16 protein-coding genes and 2 tRNA genes are annotated in these 18,213 nt (G+C 53.6%); 11 read left to right on the top strand and 7 right to left on the bottom strand.

Features of this window, described 5'->3' with window-relative positions; genetic code table 11:
• Positions 1 to 7: 7 nt before the first annotated feature.
• The 4 genes from TH3_RS19180 to TH3_RS19195 all read right to left on the bottom strand — a co-directional run bounded on the left by TH3_RS19180 (position 8) and on the right by TH3_RS19195 (position 2,249).
• Positions 8 to 1,165 carry a calcium-binding protein gene (locus tag TH3_RS19180; protein WP_007088734.1) on the bottom strand — a complete coding sequence of 386 codons (1,158 nt, stop codon included), beginning with the start codon at positions 1,163 to 1,165 and terminating at the stop codon, positions 8 to 10.
• Between the two features lie 153 nt (positions 1,166 to 1,318).
• Positions 1,319 to 1,993 (bottom strand): DUF488 domain-containing protein, encoded by a 675-nt coding sequence (locus tag TH3_RS19185; RefSeq protein ID WP_007088733.1) that lies wholly within the window; start codon positions 1,991 to 1,993, stop codon positions 1,319 to 1,321.
• Between the two features lie 71 nt (positions 1,994 to 2,064).
• Positions 2,065 to 2,139 (bottom strand) — tRNA-Gly (locus TH3_RS19190).
• Between the two features lie 35 nt (positions 2,140 to 2,174).
• Positions 2,175 to 2,249 (bottom strand) — tRNA-Gly (locus TH3_RS19195).
• Positions 2,250 to 2,466: 217 nt separating this feature from the next.
• On the opposite strand from TH3_RS19195, the gene TH3_RS19200 reads away from it, so the two are divergent.
• The 5 genes from TH3_RS19200 to TH3_RS19220 all read left to right on the top strand — a co-directional run bounded on the left by TH3_RS19200 (position 2,467) and on the right by TH3_RS19220 (position 5,331).
• The gene (locus TH3_RS19200) at positions 2,467 to 2,976 is read left to right on the top strand and encodes a prolyl-tRNA synthetase associated domain-containing protein (RefSeq protein WP_007088732.1); all 510 of its coding nucleotides are present in this window, start codon (positions 2,467 to 2,469) and stop codon (positions 2,974 to 2,976) included.
• Positions 2,977 to 3,111: 135 nt separating this feature from the next.
• Entirely contained in the window at positions 3,112 to 4,038 is a 927-nt protein-coding gene (gene trxA / locus TH3_RS19205; RefSeq protein ID WP_007088731.1) for a thioredoxin, read from the top strand.
• A complete protein-coding gene (locus TH3_RS19210) occupies positions 4,035 to 4,721 on the top strand; it encodes an LON peptidase substrate-binding domain-containing protein (protein ID WP_007088730.1) in 687 nt (228 codons plus the stop codon). The genes trxA (TH3_RS19205) and TH3_RS19210 overlap by 4 nt, the downstream gene beginning before the upstream one ends.
• A 20-nt stretch (positions 4,722 to 4,741) precedes the next feature.
• Positions 4,742 to 4,930 carry a Trm112 family protein gene (locus tag TH3_RS19215; RefSeq protein WP_007088729.1) on the top strand — a complete coding sequence of 63 codons (189 nt, stop codon included), beginning with the start codon at positions 4,742 to 4,744 and terminating at the stop codon, positions 4,928 to 4,930.
• Between the two features lie 14 nt (positions 4,931 to 4,944).
• Complete coding sequence (locus tag TH3_RS19220; RefSeq protein ID WP_007088728.1) at positions 4,945 to 5,331, top strand: gamma-butyrobetaine hydroxylase family protein; 387 nt, start codon at positions 4,945 to 4,947, stop codon at positions 5,329 to 5,331.
• Positions 5,332 to 5,463: 132 nt separating this feature from the next.
• On the opposite strand, the gene TH3_RS19225 is transcribed toward TH3_RS19220, so the two are convergent.
• Together TH3_RS19225 and TH3_RS19230 are read right to left on the bottom strand one after the other, a co-directional pair.
• Entirely contained in the window at positions 5,464 to 6,123 is a 660-nt protein-coding gene (locus tag TH3_RS19225) for an OmpW/AlkL family protein (protein ID WP_007088727.1), read from the bottom strand.
• Positions 6,124 to 6,326: 203 nt separating this feature from the next.
• Positions 6,327 to 7,553 (bottom strand): UbiH/UbiF/VisC/COQ6 family ubiquinone biosynthesis hydroxylase, encoded by a 1,227-nt coding sequence (locus tag TH3_RS19230; RefSeq protein ID WP_007088726.1) that lies wholly within the window; start codon positions 7,551 to 7,553, stop codon positions 6,327 to 6,329.
• Between the two features lie 487 nt (positions 7,554 to 8,040).
• Between TH3_RS19230 and TH3_RS19235 the strand changes: the two genes are divergently transcribed.
• From TH3_RS19235 to TH3_RS19265, 6 genes are all read left to right on the top strand, one after another.
• Positions 8,041 to 8,379: a P-II family nitrogen regulator gene (locus TH3_RS19235; protein WP_007088725.1), complete on the top strand. Its 339-nt coding sequence runs from the start codon at positions 8,041 to 8,043 to the stop codon at positions 8,377 to 8,379.
• A gap of 23 nt (positions 8,380 to 8,402) precedes the next feature.
• A complete protein-coding gene (locus TH3_RS19240; RefSeq protein ID WP_007088724.1) occupies positions 8,403 to 9,731 on the top strand; it encodes an ammonium transporter family protein in 1,329 nt (442 codons plus the stop codon).
• A gap of 384 nt (positions 9,732 to 10,115) precedes the next feature.
• Positions 10,116 to 11,321: an aminotransferase class I/II-fold pyridoxal phosphate-dependent enzyme gene (locus TH3_RS19250; protein WP_007088722.1), complete on the top strand. Its 1,206-nt coding sequence runs from the start codon at positions 10,116 to 10,118 to the stop codon at positions 11,319 to 11,321.
• Positions 11,322 to 11,368: 47 nt separating this feature from the next.
• Positions 11,369 to 13,846, top strand: coding sequence for a DNA translocase FtsK (locus TH3_RS19255; protein WP_007088721.1), 2,478 nt, complete (start codon positions 11,369 to 11,371; stop codon positions 13,844 to 13,846).
• Between the two features lie 276 nt (positions 13,847 to 14,122).
• A complete protein-coding gene (locus TH3_RS19260; protein ID WP_007088720.1) occupies positions 14,123 to 15,808 on the top strand; it encodes a methyl-accepting chemotaxis protein in 1,686 nt (561 codons plus the stop codon).
• A 235-nt stretch (positions 15,809 to 16,043) separates the two neighbouring features.
• Positions 16,044 to 17,726 (top strand): methyl-accepting chemotaxis protein, encoded by a 1,683-nt coding sequence (locus tag TH3_RS19265; protein WP_007088719.1) that lies wholly within the window; start codon positions 16,044 to 16,046, stop codon positions 17,724 to 17,726.
• Positions 17,727 to 17,826: 100 nt separating this feature from the next.
• Here TH3_RS19265 and trxA (TH3_RS19270) read toward each other — a convergent pair whose 3' ends face one another.
• Complete coding sequence (trxA, locus tag TH3_RS19270; protein WP_007088718.1) at positions 17,827 to 18,147, bottom strand: thioredoxin TrxA; 321 nt, start codon at positions 18,145 to 18,147, stop codon at positions 17,827 to 17,829.
• Between the last annotated feature and the right edge of the window lie 66 nt (positions 18,148 to 18,213).

Genomic DNA, 18,213 nt, shown 5'->3' on the forward strand with positions numbered 1-18,213 from the left:
TTTGCCTTTAACCGATCATGCTGTCCTCGAACACGATATTGTCCTCGGTGAAATCGGCAAGATCGGTATTTTCAATCAGGACACCATAATCGTAATGCCGACCATCACTAAAATCGACATACAACCCGGCGTCCGTTTCCTCTGCATGCTCTAGAAAATCAGCGAAGTCATGGATGCCGCTTTTTTCCTGAAACTCGGTTCCGAGCTGAAGCCTGTCACCGTTGGAACCTGTTTCAAAATCGGCAATACGGTCGCGTTCGGCACCGCCTTCAAACACCCGCCACAAAAACGTGTCCGGTCCATCATCCTCTGGATATCTGTCACTGTTGCCGCGCAGGAAATCGTTGCCGTCGCCACCCTCGATGATGTCATGCCCATTGCCACCATGCAGCACATCATGCCCGTCGCCACCGCGCAGAACATCATCGCCGAAATGCCCCTGCAGAACATTCCGACCAGCATCGCCGATCAACAGGTCATCATGGATTGTGCCGTATAGATTTTCGATATCATGGATCACGTCGCCTTCGGCTTCGCCGCCCTGAAAAACACCGGTTTCAAGGTTGATCGAAACACCGGCATCACCATTGTAGCGCAGTGTGTCGTTTCCAGCGCCGCCATCGACATAGTCCGCATCGGCACCGGGGCTTAACATATCATCCCCGTCGCCACCCAGAAGGGTATCCTCGCCGTCGCGCCCTGTGAGGGTATCGTTCCCGCTTCCGCCCAGCAGGGTGTCGTTGCCCGGATCATTGCCAAGATAATCGCCGTACAGAAAATCGTCGCCGTCACCGCCCAGCAGCAAATCGCTGCCACCGCGCCCCCAAAGCACATTGCTTGCGTCATCGCCGATTACGGTATCGTCAAACGGACTTCCTTCGACCACTTCGATGCCAACAAGCCGGTCGCCTTGTGCCTCGCCCCCGTGACCGGTTCCGGCTTGCAGATCAACAATCACGCCTTGTGTTGCGGTATCGGTATCGTAGTTGGCGCTATCACGTCCTCCGGGGCCACCGTCAAGCAAATCTGCGCCCGGTCCGCCTGTCAGTTCGTCATCCCTGCCTGATCCATAAAGCTGGTCATCGCCCGCGAGCCCATAAATCGTGTCATTATCACTTGATCCGACAAGGCTATCATTGCCTTCTGTTCCGGTAACGAGTGCCATAACGCCCTCCTGCAACTGACAACATCAACTGCAGATTTAAATATATATTCCTGCACACATCAACATTCGTAAAATAGAATGAAATATAAACTTGAATTATACAAAATGACCATTTTCAAAAAATGGCGATAACGCGTTTTAGGACATGAAATATTAGAAATTATTTTGCCGTTTTCTGAATTTTATTGCGTCATCTGCAAGCGGAGCCGCTTTGACAATTTGCTTCTTAAGGGCCAGAACCAGATCGGCATCGGGATCCGGTGCGCTGGCAGCGAACAGATCTGCTGTATCACCGCCATTGATCGCAATCATGCGCTTTTCCGTTTCGGCCTGGGTTTCAACACGCCCGTCGGAAACCAGATGCCGCAAATCAAATCCGGCGGCCTTGAGTGCCGGCGCGATCAGCAATGTGCGATGGCAATCCAGCGGATCTTTTTCCGCACACATCAGACAGATTCGGTATTTGCCCGCACCTGATATCAAACGATCAATTCCGGCCCTGAATTCCGGGCGTGCTGCCATCAGGTCGTAGCTTAGCCGACCATCGGGATACAATGTCGGGTCCTGCGGCTTTCCACCCAGAACATCCCCCATGAAAACGTAAGCAATGCCGTTCTCGCGCAGGAAGGGGCCAAAGGTATCGGCGTCAAACGCCTTCCAGTAATTCGATCCGCGAAAAGTCCGGATGTCGGCCACCGCCGTAATATCCTGCCCCTTCAGAAGGGCAAGCAAACTGTCGCGGTCATGCCCCGCATAACCGACGGTCCAGATAATGTTTTGGGGGTAATTGTTGTCCTGATTGTCGTGCATTTTTCCAAAAAACGACATCTTATTGGGAACCGCAAGACCAAAACAAAAAAAGGCCGCCCCGAAGGACAGCCGTTTTTAAACTTTCATCATGGAGCGGGCGAAGAGATTCGAACTCTCGACCCTAACCTTGGCAAGGTTATGCTCTACCCCTGAGCTACGCCCGCATCATCATGAAAGCATGATCAAGGAAACCACCTGATGGAGCGGGCGAAGAGATTCGAACTCTCGACCCTAACCTTGGCAAGGTTATGCTCTACCCCTGAGCTACGCCCGCATTCATCAGTATTTCCTGCCCCTGTGGAGCGGCGCGGATAATAGCCCAACAAAACGCGATTGCAACCCTTTTTTCCATCAAATCGCCGCCACATCCAGAATGGCGGTTTTCCTTGACTTTTTACCCTTAAAACAGGGAAATCACGCCAACATGCTGCAATTTGCGTCCTAATTGCAATCTGACGATCTTCGCGCGACCCAGCCAGAAGGAAAACAGGATGAGTGATCCATCAACCGCACTTTTCGATTATCTCGAAAATCTTGGGATCAAAACCAGCACTCACGCGCATGTGCCGTTATTCACGGTCGAGGATTCGCAAAAGCTGCGCGGGGATTTGCCAGGCCTTCATTCCAAGAACCTTTTTGTCAAAGACAAGAAAGATGCCCTGTGGCTTGTCGTGGCCGAGGAAAATACCGAAATCCGCATGAACCATCTGCACAAGACACTGGGCTGCGCGCGCCTTTCTTTTGGCAAACCGGAGCTGCTGCTTGAGACGCTGGGCGTCATTCCCGGATCCGTCACACCGTTTGCCCTGATCAACGATCATGCGCGCAAGGTCAACTTCGCCCTCGATTCAAAGCTGGCCAAAGGCGACATTCTTAACTTCCACCCCTTGCGGAATGATAGAACCACGACAATTCAATCGGATGATCTGCTTCGATTTATCACCAGTCTTGGCTACGAAATCAGAATTGTCGATTTTGACGAGGAAATTGGTTCGTTCTGATTCCGAACAAATGCTCACAAAGCCTTTTACCGCGAAACATTAAGCTATAAGACTTACCTAATGTTATGGTTGGACCCCTTGTCGAACAGCGGTTGCGGCATCATCTAGAATCCAGAATTAGAGAGTAAAGCAATAATGTCCATCATTCTTGACGCCACCGCTGCGAACGCCACCCCGACCGCCGAACAGGACAAAGACCTGATCAAGGACAGCAGCGTAGAAACATTTGTCCAGGACGTCATCGAACCCTCGATGGAAGTGCCTGTTGTCGTCGATTTCTGGGCCCCTTGGTGCGGTCCATGCAAAAGCCTGACCCCGACCATCGAAAAGGTCACACGCGAAGCTGGTGGGCGCGTAAAGCTGGTCAAGGTCAATATCGACGAGAATCAGGAACTGGCGATGCAATTGCGCATCCAGTCCGTTCCAACGGTCTATGCCTTTAAGGGTGGCCGACCGGTAGATGGTTTTCAGGGCGCACAGCCAGAAAGCGAAGTCCGCGCGTTTTACGAGCGCCTTGCAGGCGGCCCGATTGAAAGCCCGATTGCCGCAATTCTGGATCAGGCGGCAGGCGCACTGGCGGATGACGACCATGAAACAGCCCACGGCCTTTATGTTGGCGTCCTTGAACGTGAACCGCAAAACGAAACAGCAATCGGCGGCATGATCCGCTGCATGGTTGCCATGGGTGAGATTGAAGAAACCCGCCATTTTGTAGATAACATGGCCGAAGCAGACCGCCTGAAAGCGCCGATTGCATCCGCGATCAGTGCGCTTGAACTGGCGGAAACGGGCTACAGCAAGGAAGACCTTGATGTTGCGCGTGCCAAAGTGACCGCCAATCCGGAAGACCTGCAGGCACAGTTTGATTTGGGCATGGCCTGCTTTGCCACCAACAAGCGTGAAGAAGCTGTCAACGCCATGATTGCGATCATTCGCAAGGATCGCAGCTGGAACGACGATGCCGGTCGCACCCAACTGATTAAATTTTTCGAGGCCTGGGGCCCAATGGACCCGGCCAGCGTTGCGGGGCGCCGCGCACTCTCGACGGTTTTATTTTCATGAGCATATGCGGTCCTTTTGATCCCAGTTTTTCGGATCTTCCAGATACGATGCCGGTTTTTCCGCTAAGTGGTGCGCTTTTGCTGCCGCGTGGCCATCTGCCGCTCAATATCTTCGAGCCCCGCTATCTGAACATGATCACGGATGCCCTGGGACAGGACCGCATGATCGGCATGGTTCAGCCACGCCCGGACGGGCGAAACACCTATCACATGGACCCCGACAATCCGCCGGTGTTCCAGACCGGCTGTGCGGGTCGCATCACGGCGTTCAGTGAAACGGATGATGGCCGTTTCCTGATCACGCTAACGGGTGTCTGCCGATTCAACATCATCGAAGAACTGCCGATGCAAAGTGGCGGATATCGCGCAGTGCTTGGTGATTTCGCCCCATGGAAGGATGACCTGCTGTTGCCATCGCCGGATTTGCAGCCCGTCAATCGCGACCGGCTCCGGCAAGCATTGGAAGGCTATTTTGCTCAGCATTCATTGCGATCCTGCTGGGATACGCTGAGCGATACGGATGATGAAATGCTGGTGACGGCCATTGCAATGGGCTGCCGCCTCAGCCCGCTTGAAAAACAGGCTTTGCTCGAATGCGCAAGCCTGTATGATCGCGGTGATATGCTGACAACCTTGCTGGAAATGGCGGCCCATCCACGGGCCCCGCAAACAGCCACCAATTAAAGTGATATGAAGGCCAGACAATGACCGTGACACATAGCCCGGTAGACCCGAAATTGCTTGAAATCCTCGTTTGCCCGGTCACAAAGGAAACGCTGGAATATAATCGCGAACGGAATGAGCTGATCAGCGTCAAGGCGGGCCTTGCCTATCCGATCCGCGACGGCATTCCGATCATGCTGCCCGACGAAGCCCGCGTCATCGCAGACTGATTGTGACGGCTTTCATGTCGGAAGACAGCTTTACCCCGCGTTTCAGTCCGGTTGAAATCAACTATCTGCGTGATGAACACATTCTGGAAATCATCTGGGATGATGGGCTGACGTCAAAATTCAGTGCCGAACTTCTGCGGGTCGAAAGCCCGTCTGCCGAGGTTCAGGGACATCATCCGTCCGAGAAAAAAATCATCCCCGGCCGCCGTCATGTCGGCATTATCGACATCGTCCCGGTCGGGAACTATGCGGTGCGCCTTACATTTGATGATCTGCATGATAGCGGATTGTACAGCTGGCAGTATCTGCGTGACCTGCATGCCAATCAGGATCAGCTCTGGGCTGATTACCTTCGCGCCCTTGAAACGCGCGGCCTGTCACGCGATCCTGTGCGCCGTTAAGGCATCAGGCATCCCTGTTTTCGATGAGCCGCCCATTCCATCCGGCCCCATAACCAAAAACGGCCCTGACAACAAAGTCAGGACCGTTCCTGGGATCAGACAACAAACCGGAAAGTTTGCCGTCGGCAGTGATCAGAAGCGGTAACCAACACCGACACCGAACAGCCACGGATCAAGATCGGCATCCGCTTTGGTGGCACCACCATTTACCGACACGTCGGTATTCAGATAAATCTTTTTAACATCAACGTTCAGCGACCACGGACCGGAGATCGCATAGTCAAAACCGGCCTGGAAGGCATAGCCAAAGCCATCGTCATATTTGACGGAATTGAACTGACCCGGTTTGCTGTCATAGAAGAACGTGTAATTGATGCCGGCACCAATATACGGGCTGAAACGCTGATCAGCCATGAAGTGATATTGTGCGGTCAAAGTCGGTGGCAGCAGACGCACACTGCCAAGGTCCAGATTGCTGGAGCCGGTATTCCAAGTCACATCATGCTTGGAGGTACCAGCGATCAATTCCAGCGCAATGTTATCGGTAATGAAGTAGGAAAAATCCACTTCAGGAATAACATCGTCATCAACCTTGCCTTCACCCGCAAGCGTGCCGCTGGTGATGTCTTCGTCCGGAACAACCCCGACAACACGACCGCGAATCACAATATCGCCTGCCTGTTTCGTTTTAAATGCCGCTTCCTGCGCCTGTGCGCCAGTTGCGGCAATCATCATCGTGCCAACAACAGCGCAGCTGGCCACTGTGGTCATCAATTTCCGGGTAAGTGTCATGTTTATCCCCTGCATTCAAAAATACGTCATGGGGACACTGCATCTTCGCAAATGCGAAATGCTTGACTCAAATCAACACGGCACGACAAAAAGCGACACAATTTTGAATTGTTTTTAACTGCGCGCAGATAACCAAACCAAAAGGCGATCTTTAGAAATCAAAGATCGCCTTTTGCATCAATCCCCATCTGGATGGGGGAAGATTAAAGCGGTTTACCCTGCATCAGGCGCGGCAGAGTCCCCGCATACCCCATGGCATGGGACATGAAAGTCTTTTTGAGCGGCGGGATTTTCTGCACAACGGCAAGCCCGATATCGCGCGCCCAACGCACCGGTGCAACATCATTGGAAAACAGCCGATTGGTCACATCGGTAACCGCCAGCATCACGGTATTATCAAACCGGCGCCATTGCTCGTATTCAGCCAAAACATCAGAACCACCGATATCGCGACCAAGGCGGCGGGCTTCGACAAGAATCTCGGCAAGGGCCGCGACATCGCGTATCCCCATATTAAGCCCCTGCCCGGCAATCGGGTGCATGCCATGTGCCGCATCCCCGATCAGGGCGATACGCGGATCGGTATAGCGATAGGCATGCTGCAAACCGAGCGGATAACAAAAACGCGGACCGATGACTTCAAGATCACCAAGGTATCCGTCAAACCGCCGATGCAATTCGTCGACAAACGTCTCCTCGTCCAGATTGACAAGATAATTGGCGAGATCGGTTGCTTCCGTCCAGACGATGGAACAACGATCATCGGTCATCGGCAAAATGGCAAATGGTCCGGCGGGCAGGAAATGCTCCACGGCAAGACCGTTATGGGGCACCTTGTGCTTGACCGTACAGACCACCGCACTTTGCCTGTAGCTCCATTGGTAGGTCTTGATGCCCGCCCAATTCCGCAGCATCGAATTGCGCCCTTCGGCGCCAATGGCCAACGCGCCGCGGATAGACCGGCCATCTGCCAATGTAACCGTCATGCCGCCCTGATCACGTGCAATGGTTTCAACACGTGCCGGTGCGATCATTTCGACCAGATCGGTTTCGGCAATAGCCCGATAAAGCGCGCCACGTGTGATCAGATTCTCGACGATGTAACCCAGAGGCTGGTTTCCGACATCTTTATGATCATAATGAAGGAACAGCGGGCTTACGCCGTCTGCAATCCTGATATCAAGGATCGGTTCGGCTTCGTCCGCCATATATTTCCATGCACCAATCACATCAAGCACGGAACGGGAAGCCGCAGCTATGGCGCAAGTACGTCCATCATAATTGGCAGTGAGGATGGCTTTGGGGTCAGCGTAATCAATCACAACGGAACGCAGGCCACCATGCGCAAGCGCAAGCCCCATCGCCGCACCATTCAGCCCCCCGCCAAGAATGATGACATCTGCCTTAATCGTTTCCTGCTGAGCAACCATCGTGCACACCTTTGCTTTCTGCGCCAGCCGGGCAAAGTCGTATGACACCTGACTGGAAAATCCATGTTTCGACAGTTTTTACGTAAAACAGCCGTCGAAAGATGCATCTGATTTAACGCGTCACGACCACGGCCACAAGCCGGAGCAGGAAAATACCGCACATTGCGTCAATCCGGACATTCTCGATCCTGATGACAGCAATGCCGCCACGACATCGCCTTGACGGAAAACAGATTTTTAGATCGCTATAGTTGATTAAAATTTGTGCATAAATTTTAATCAGCGCCAAAATCTATGCACAATTAGTATCCTGCCCGCGTTTTGCATCACCCGATCAGATGACCTGTTTGTTGAGGAATATATATAAAATTCAAAGCATTAGAAGATTGATTTCGAATCTGGCACGATTCTTGGTTTGTAGGTTGCGACTGCGAAATCGTGATTACCACGTCGGTACTCAACGGATATGCCGGGAGGTCGCAATATTATGAAACTCGTTACTGCTGTCATTAAGCCATTCAAGCTCGATGAAGTCCGTGAAGCGCTTAGTGCGCTGGGCGTTCAGGGCCTGACGGTGACTGAAGTCAAAGGTTTTGGCCGCCAGAAAGGCCAGACCGAAATTTATCGTGGCGCTGAATACATGGTCAGCTTCCTGCCCAAAGTGAAGCTGGAAGTCGCGATCACGGATAATCTGGTTGATCAGGTTGTCGAAGCCATCACCAAAACTGCTCAGACCGGGAAAATCGGGGACGGAAAGATTTTCGTTCTTGATGTGAGCCAGGCGGTACGTATCCGCACGGGCGAAACCGGCGACGACGCCCTGTAAGTCCAGAGACAAGGGGAGACATTATGAACATTCCGATGAAGAAAACCGGCTTTGCCGCTCTTGCCGGGGCCGCTGCGCTGGCAATCACGTCACCGGCCTTTGCTCAGGACGCGGGCGTTCCGGCCGAGACCCAATACATCCTCAACACCTTCAGCTTCCTGTTTAGCGGTGCGCTGGTGATGTGGATGGCCGCCGGCTTTGCCATGCTGGAATCCGGCCTGGTGCGGACCAAAAACGTATCGACCATTCTTTTCAAAAACATCGCCCTCTTCGCCGTTGCAGGTATCATGTATTACCTGATCGGTTATAACCTTATGTATATGGACGTTTCCGGCTGGATCGGTTCGCTCAGCCTCTGGAGCGCTGATGACGCTGCAGCTCTTGGTGGCGATTTCTCTGGCGGGTATTCGGCGACCTCCGACTGGTTCTTCCAGATGGTGTTCGTTGCAACCGCAGCTTCGATCGTTTCCGGTACCGTTGCCGAACGTATCAAACTGTGGCCGTTCATGATTTTCGTCGTTGTCCTGACCGGTATCATGTATCCGATTACCGGTGCATGGACCTGGGGCGGTGGCTGGCTGTCAGAAATGGGCTTTGCCGATTTCGCAGGCTCGACCATTGTTCACTCGGTTGGTGGCTGGGCGGCTTTGACCGGCGCAATCATCCTTGGTGCACGTAAAGGCAAATATGGTGCGGACGGTTCGGTTCATCCGATGCCCGGCTCGAACCTGCCGCTGGCAACGCTTGGTACCTTCGTTCTGTGGCTCGGCTGGTTCGGCTTCAACGGTGGTTCGCAGCTTGCAATGGGTTCGGCCGCTGACGTTATCGCGATTGCCAACATTTACGGCAACACCTCGATGGCTGCTGCCGGTGGCGTTGTTGCCGCAGCAATCCTGACCCAGATCCTCTACAAAAAGGTCGACCTTACCATGGCACTTAACGGTGCACTGGCTGGTCTGGTCTCGATTACTGCTGGCCCGGACACCCCGACCATCGGTTCTGCCATCATCATCGGCGCCATCGGCGGTATTCTGGTTGTTGTTGCGGTTCCGCTGCTCGACAAACTGAAAATCGATGACGTTGTCGGTGCGGTTTCGGTTCACCTTGTCTGCGGTATCTGGGGCACCATGGCTGTTCCGTTCACCAATGACGGTGCATCGTTTGGTGTTCAGCTGACCGGTGTTGTTGCGATGGGTGCCTTCACCATTGTTGCATCGGCAATCGTGTGGCTGATCCTGAAATTCACGGTTGGCATTCGCCTTAGCGAAGAAGAAGAAGCACTGGGCAGCGATGCTGTCGAGCTTGGCCTCGAAGCTTATCCGGAATTCGGTAAAGGTTCGCAGCGCTTCTAAGCGATCAGATTTCCTGACGGGTGCCATGTTCGCATGGCACCCAGCCTGTCAGACCGATTGACCCGCCTTGGGATTTCCCAGTGGCGGGTCTTTTGTATTTTGCCCATGCCACCTTTTTAAGCACAGTGATAAGCACAAGACATGCAAACGGTTTCATCCGGTCCTTATCCGGAGGATGATCCGCGTGCCAGCTGATCTGCCAATTCTTTGCCCGAATTTTCTGCCAAAAGCCCGGAGAGCGCAACTTTCCGGGCTTTTTCGCAACGGATACCATCGCCCTTAAATCTTTCTTTGTATTTTTGGCATAGGGGTAAAGTCAGGGGAGATTGCCCACATTTTGCGGATACCTGCATTTTGACGCCTGTCGATCTGCGAGATCCATTCATGACCGGAATGCCGAACGCGATGTTTAACCAGCGCCTTGATCAATTGCCCGCCTATCCGTTTCCACGGCTTGCTGCCCTGTTAGAAGGGCTTGAACCCGGCAAGACGCCATTGGTGATGTCGATTGGCGAGCCGCAGCACGAGCCCCCCGCGATGATCACCGAGGCCATGGTGAAATACGCCAGCCTCTGGCATAAATACCCGCCGGGAAACGGCACGCCGGAACTGCGCAGCGCGATCAAGGGATGGCTTGACCGCCGTTACAATCTGCCAGATGGCATGATTGATCGGGATGCTCATATTCTGCCGGTCGCCGGAACACGCGAGGCGCTTTATCTGATTGCAACCTGTGTCATCCCGCAGGATCAGCCCGGCCCGAAGCCCAAGGTTCTTCTGCCCAATCCGTTCTATCAGGTCTATTGCGGTGCCGCGGTCCTTAATGATGCGGAAATGGTGCCGCTGGCAGCAGATCCGGAAACGGATTTCTTGCCTGACCTTGATCAGATCGATATCGAAACGCTTAAGGCGTGTCGCCTGTTTTTCCTGTGTTCACCAGCCAATCCGCAAGGGTCTGTTGCATCACGGGACTATCTTGAACGCATTATTGCGATGGCGCAGGAACATGATTTCGTTCTGGCGATGGATGAATGCTACGCCGATATCTATGATCGCGAGGCCCCGGTTGGCGCGCTTGAAATCTGTGCGGCACAGGGACGCATGGACAATGTCATTGTTTTCCATAGCCTGTCAAAACGATCCAGCGCGCCGGGCCTTCGTTCAGGGTTCGTTGCCGGTGATCCCGTGATTATCAAACGCTTCAACGCATTGCGCAGCTATTGCTCGGCGACGATTCCGATGCCGATCATGGCGGCATCCGCCGAACTGTGGGCCGATGATGCCCACGCATCGGAAAACCGTGATCTTTATCGCGCCAAGATTGATGTCGCGCAGGAAATTTTTGGCAACCGGTTTGGTTTCTATCGCCCGCCGGGGGGCTTTTTCCTGTGGCTTGATGTCGGTGATGATGAAGCCGCAACCAAAAAAATATGGGTGGAAGCCGGGGTAAAAGTCATTCCGGGCAGTTATCTGTCGATCACGGATGCAGATGGCAACAATCCCGGAAAACGCTTTATCCGCATTGCCCTTGTTCATGACCTTGAAACCACCCGCGAAGGGCTTCGACGTATTGCCGATGCCCTGAGCTGAACCAAGTCTGCCCGATCAACAGCGACGAAACGACAACGGATACCCCGATGAGCAGTCAGTCCAACCTTCTCGCACGCAGCACCGCCTTTATGCCGGGCAGTCTTGTCAATCTGCTGAAACGAAGTGGATTGCAGCTATGCGGGCTTGCGCTGGTTGGCGCAGCAATCGCCCTTTTCATGATGCTGATCGGTTTTCATCCCGGTGATCCGTCTTTCAACCATGCGGCTGATCGCGATGTGATCTTCAACCCGCTTGGAACATTCGGGGCTTATACCGCCGATCTGTTGTTGCGCACGCTTGGTCTGGCATCGGCGCTGCTTACTGTCTTGATCCTTGGCTGGGGTCTGCGGCTGATTGCGGTTCGGCCGTTCAACTGGATGTGGGCACGGTTTCTGGTTTTGCCGCTTGCCCTGCTGATGGTCGCCACCGCGGCGGCAGCGGTCCGACCGGGTATGCACTGGCCGCTCACGGTCGGGTTTGGTGGTTTTGCCGGTGACCTGCTGCTTTCCAAGCTTCAATACGGGTTCGAAATGATTGGCGTACCAGGTGCACGTCCGCTGATTGCGCTGATTGCAATGATACTTGGTCTGTTCCTGACCATGTTCTGCATGGCCTATCACATGTCTGAATGGCAGAAAGTCGGCTCGATCCTGTCGCGTATCGCAGGCGGTATCATTTCCGCAATCGGCCGCGCCATTCCTGGCAATTCAACAGATGACCGCCCGGGCGAACGGACAGCAGCCCGCAATCCCCGCATGCGTCAGGAACCGTCGCTGGAAAAAGGCAAAACCGGCCTTGGTGCTGCGATCAGTACCCGTCTGCAAGCGGCAACATCGTCGCATAACAAGGACGATGATATCGAGGAAGACGATTACAACGACGCCGATCATGCGCCACCGGTTCATATTGTCGCGGCCCCGGCGGCAAAATTGCAACCCGGCGAAAAAGCATCGGCCCAGCGTCAGGCGTCGTTTGATCTTGGATCAGACGATTACCGATTCCCGCCGCTTAGCCTTTTGCATGAACCCGACCCGGCAGACGCAACCCAGATTGATCAGGAAGCATTGGCGCAAAACGCCCGCCTTCTGGAAACCGTTCTTCAGGACTTCGGCGTCAAGGGCGAGATCGTTCAGGTTCGCCCCGGGCCGGTTGTTACCCTTTATGAACTTGAACCGGCAGCAGGCGTCAAGTCATCACGCGTGATCGGCCTGGCCGATGATATCGCGCGTTCCATGAGCGCGATTGCCGCCCGTGTTGCGGTGGTACCGGGGCGCAATGTCATCGGGATCGAATTGCCAAACGCACGCCGCGAAACCGTACATTTGCACGAAATTCTGGCATCAAGCGATTTCGAAAAGAATACTGGCAAACTCAATATGAGCCTTGGCAAGGATATCGGCGGCACACCGGTAATTGCCGACCTGTCGAAGATGCCGCACCTGCTGATTGCCGGTACCACCGGTTCGGGTAAATCGGTCGGGGTCAACGCGATGATCCTGTCGTTGCTCTATCGCCTGAAGCCGGAAGAATGCCGTTTCATCATGATCGACCCGAAGATGCTGGAACTGTCGATTTACGACGGTATCCCGCACCTTCTGACGCCGGTTGTGACCGACCCGCACAAGGCGGTTGTTGCCCTTAAATGGGCGGTGCGCGAAATGGAAGACCGGTATCGCGCCATGAGCCAGGTCGGTGTGCGTAACATCGCGGGCTATAACAAACGCATCAAGGAAGCAGCGGCCAAGGGCGAACAGCTGACGCGGCGCGTTCAGACCGGCTTTGATCCCGAAACCGGCAAACCGATCTTTGAAGATCAGGAACTGCCGATGGAGCCACTGCCGTTTATTGTGGTCATCGTCGACGAAATGGCCGATCTGATGCTGGTGGCGGGCAAGGATGTTGAAGCATCGATCCAGCGACTGGCACAGATGGCCCGTGCAGCGGGCCTGCATCTGATCATGGCAACCCAACGCCCGTCGGTCGACGTTATTACCGGTACGATCAAGGCAAACTTCCCGACCCGAATTTCCTATTCCGTGACATCGAAAATCGATTCCCGGACCATCCTTGGCGAAATGGGTGCCGAACAGCTTCTGGGTCAGGGGGATATGCTCTATATGGGCCAAGGTGGCCGATTGCAGCGCGTCCATGGTCCGTTCGTATCGGACGAGGAAGTCGAAAGCATCGTCGCCCATCTGCGCGATCAGGGCGACCCGGCCTATCTCGAAACCGTTACCGAAGAACCCGAAGAAGATCCGGTCGCGGCTTATATGGCCGGTGGCGGCGGTTCAGACGGCGGTGGGAATGGATCGGATGATGATCTGTATAATCAGGCCGTCGGCATTGTCCTGCGCGAGAAAAAGGCATCCACCAGCTTCATTCAGCGCAAATTGTCTATCGGCTATAACCGCGCAGCCCGCATCATCGAACAGATGGAAGAAAACGGCATTGTTTCGTCGGCCAACCATGTCGGCAAGCGTGAAGTCCTGATGGAAAACATGGACGGATCGCCTTACGAATACTGATCCTCGTGCAACCATAAATATCAACAACAAACGAAAGAGGGATGCCATGTGCATCCCTCTTTCGTTTACGGATCTCGCCGCGATACTGATTTCACTCACTGATTTCACTGAGGATTCTTCATTTTATCACGGGTTTTCTGATTTCGATCAGGAACAATTGGCAAAGCTCTTTTTATAAAACCGCATATCTGCACAACCTTATGTTGCAGTTATGCTGGCCTGACAGCTTTTGCTGCATGCAGTTTCCGCCGTTTACATCCAAATACGGAGAACCCGATGAAACTCTCCAATTTCTCGCTTTCCGCCAAATTGCGGATGGTACTGGTAATGACGGCTTTTGCGCTGGGCGGTCTGGCGGTCTTTGATCTTGTGACCCTGCGATCTGCACTGGTCGAAGAAAAGAAAGCCAATGTCCGGCAAGTCGTCGATATGACCCGTTCGATCTTTAGCCATTATGATCAGCTCGCCAAATCCGGTGAGATCACCCTCGACGAAGCGCAGACCCGTGCAACAGAGTTTATTCAGAATGCGCGTTACGCTGACAATAATTATGTGTTTGTACTGGGTCTTGATACCAAGGTCATACTGCACCCGATCCAGCCAAAACTGAACGGCCAGAACGGTAAACAGGTGATTGATGTCAACGGTGTCCCGATCCTTGATGAAATGGTCAAGGCAGCACGTCATCCCGAAGGCGGTTTCCTGACCTATGAGTGGAACAAACCGGGGCATGACGGGGTATTTCCCAAACTGGCCTATGCCGAAACATTCAAGCCGTGGGGCTGGGTGATAACAACCGGCGTTTATATTGATGATGTTGATGACATTTTCTGGCAAACCGCCATCAATGACATCGCTGTTGCGATTTCCATGCTGATCGTCATCGGAATGGCCGGACTTGCGATTGACAGATCAACAACCCGCCCCTTGCGAATGATCACCGAGGCGCTTAACAAACTGGCCCAAGGCGATACCAGCGTCACCACAAACGAAACAGATCGACGTGATGAAATCGGTGCACTGGCCCGCTCGCTTGAGGTTTTCAGGGCAAACCGCGAACAGGCCGAAAAGCTTGAACGCGAACAGAAAGATACACACAAAATCCAGATTGCCCGCGCAGAAAAGATCGAAAAGCTGATTAAAAGTTTCGAGATCGAAGTCGAAGGCAATCTGTCGACGGTTCACAGCGCGTTGGAGCAATTACGCACCACGGCAACAGGCATGGCCAGCCAGTCTGACGAAACCACGAGCCGTGCGGCCAACGTTGCCGTGGCAACCGAACAGGCAGCAGCCAATGTGGATACCGTTGCGGCCGCGGCAGAACAGCTTGCTGCATCCATCGATGAAATCACGTCGCAGGTTTCGCGAAGCTCTGATATCGCACAGTCGGGTGCAAACGAAGCCGATGACGCAAGTACGATTTTTGCAGAACTTGGAACGGCTTCCGACAAAATCGGGCAAGTGGTTGAACTGATCCAGTCGATTGCCGAGCAAACCAATCTTCTGGCACTCAACGCCACAATCGAGGCCGCCCGTGCCGGTGATGCCGGAAAAGGCTTTGCCGTGGTTGCGGCCGAGGTCAAAAACCTTGCCAACCAGACCACGCGCGCGACCGAAGACATTGCCGGTCAAATCGGCGGCATTCAGGAATCGACCCAGAATGCACTGGGCGCGATCCAGCATCTTTCGGGTCGAATGAAGGAACTGAACGAGGTTTCGGCAAGCATTGCCGCCGCCGTACGTGAACAGGATGCAGCAACCGGCGAAATTGCCCGCAACGTTGCCGAAGCCGCAACCGGCACCAAGGATGTCGCGCAAAACGTCGTCGGCTTGCGCAAGGCCGCCGAAGAAGAACGTGAAGCATCCGGTCAGGTTCTGGCGGCATCCGGCAGCCTGAACAGCAAATCGCAAAACCTGATGGAGCAAATCAAACAGTTCCTGAACGATATCAGGGCGGCATAAGCCAATCTGATACTGAACTTTCAGCTGTGCCGTCCTGAAAACCGTCAACGTATTTTGGGACGGCACATTCGGAAAAGACAAAAAGCAACTTTCAGTTGATTTTGATCTATCGCAAGATTTCCAGTCTAGAAAAAGCCTAAAACCGGAAAAGAATAACAAAACCGGCAGAAACACCGTCCCCACACGTTTTGGAGATGAGGCGTGAATGCCACCAACGGCTTATCTGGAAACGCTCATGACCCTATCCAATCTTTCCATATCGACAAAACTACGACTGGTTCTGGTGCTCGTTGCGCTTGCGTTGACCACTCTTTCAGCAATTGATTTGATCAACCTTCGCGCGACCATGGTTGATGATCGCAAAAACACTGTTCGCAATGTTGTTGAAATGGCCAACACAACCCTGGAGCATTATCAGCAACTGTCCAAAGACGGACAATTGTCGGATGAAGATGCCCGAGAGCAGGCGCTTGCAGCCTTGAATGCGCAACGTTTTGGCGATGACAATTACGTTTTTGTATTCAAGCCGGATACCAGAATTGTTCTGCACCCTGTCCAGCCACAGTTGAATGGCAAGCAAGGCCGCGACATCAAGGACCCGAACGGAATTGCACTGTTTGTAGAATTGGCAAAGGCTGCCGGACAGCGCGACGGTGTTTTTGTCCCGTACACCTGGAACAAACCGGGGAAGGAAGGCACATTCCCCAAACTGTCCTATGCCAAAGCCGCACCGTTTGGCTGGATCGTTGCCACCGGCATTTATATTGATGATGTTGATGCATTATTCTGGCAGCGCGCGATTACCAATATTGTGGTCGCATTTGCCATGCTTTTCATCATCGCCGTACTCGGCGTCATGATCGACCGGTCGACATCTCGTCCGCTTAAATCGATCACCACCGCGATCAACAATCTGGCAAACGGCAATACCGAAATCGCCATCACAAATTCAGATCGCAAAGATGAAATTGGCGACCTGCAACGGGCCTTGCTGATTTTCCGCGAGAACCGGATCCAAGCCGACAAACTTGAACGTGAACAGCAGGAAAATCAGGAAGCACAGCTTCAGCGTGCCAAAAAGATCAATGCAATGATCCGCAACTTTGAAACAGAGGTTGCCGGGAACCTGACAGTTGTTAATGCAGCGGTAACGCAGCTTCGCAGCACAGCCAGCCACATGATGGATCAATCGGTGTCGACAACCAACCAAGCCACCGCTGTTGCGGCGGCAACCGAAGAAGCGTCGGCAAATGTGGACACTGTTGCCTCCGCCGCCGAACAGCTTGCCGCCGCGATCGATGAAATCACACTTCAGGTCAATCGTAGTTCGCAGATTGCCCAGTCGGGTGCCGAAGAAGCCGAGGAAGCCAGCTCTATCTTTGCTGCGCTCGGAAATGCATCCGACAAGATTGGCGAAGTTGTTGAATTGATCCAGTCGATTGCAGAACAAACAAACCTTCTTGCACTGAATGCGACCATTGAAGCAGCAAGGGCAGGAGAAGCTGGTAAAGGGTTTGCCGTGGTGGCCGCCGAGGTCAAGAACCTTGCCAATCAAACCACCCGCGCAACCGAAGACATCGCAACCCAGATCAACGATATCCAGTCATCGACACAAAATGCGCTGGGCGCAATCCAGCACCTTTCGGGTCGGATGAACGAATTGAACGAAGTTGCAGGTGGAATTGCCGCAGCCGTCAGCGAACAGGATGCCGCCACGGGTGAAATCGCCCGTAATGTGTCCGAAGCCGCCGAGGGAACCAAGGAAGTGTCACGCAATGTCAACGGCCTCAGGCACTCTGCCGAAGACGAACGAGGCGCTTCTGGCGAAGTCATGGATGCTGCGGAAAGCCTTAGCGACAAGTCACACGTCCTGATGTCCCAAATCAACGATTTCCTGGCCAACATCCGGGCCGCCTGATCAAACGGGCACAAGTCTTCGATACAAAGTTCAAAGAAAAAGGCGGGCTGCATGACACAGCCCGCCTTTTGATGTTTTAAGATCGTCACCGATCAGATGATCAGATCGACTGATTGATCCAGTCGACAAGAGCGCTTTTCGGCAGCGCGCCAACTTTCATCGCGGCAACTTCGCCACCCTTGAAGATCATCAGGGTCGGGATACCACGTACACCGTATTTTGCCGGGGTGTTCGGGTTTTCATCGATGTTTACCTTGGCAATCTTGAGCTTACCGCCCAGTTCGCCAGCAATTTCGTCCAGATACGGCGCGATCTGTTTGCACGGGCCGCACCATTCCGCCCAGAAATCGACGAGGACCGGGTCATTGGAACCCAGAACGTCGGAATCGAACGAAGTATCGGATACTTTAATCGTGGTCATACTATCAGTTCCTGGTTGTTACGAGGCCAAGTCGGGTTTCCCCTCCAACCTCGATCCGCTGTATGG

Source organism: Thalassospira xiamenensis M-5 = DSM 17429, from assembly GCF_000300235.2.
GTDB lineage: Bacteria > Pseudomonadota > Alphaproteobacteria > Rhodospirillales > Thalassospiraceae > Thalassospira > Thalassospira xiamenensis.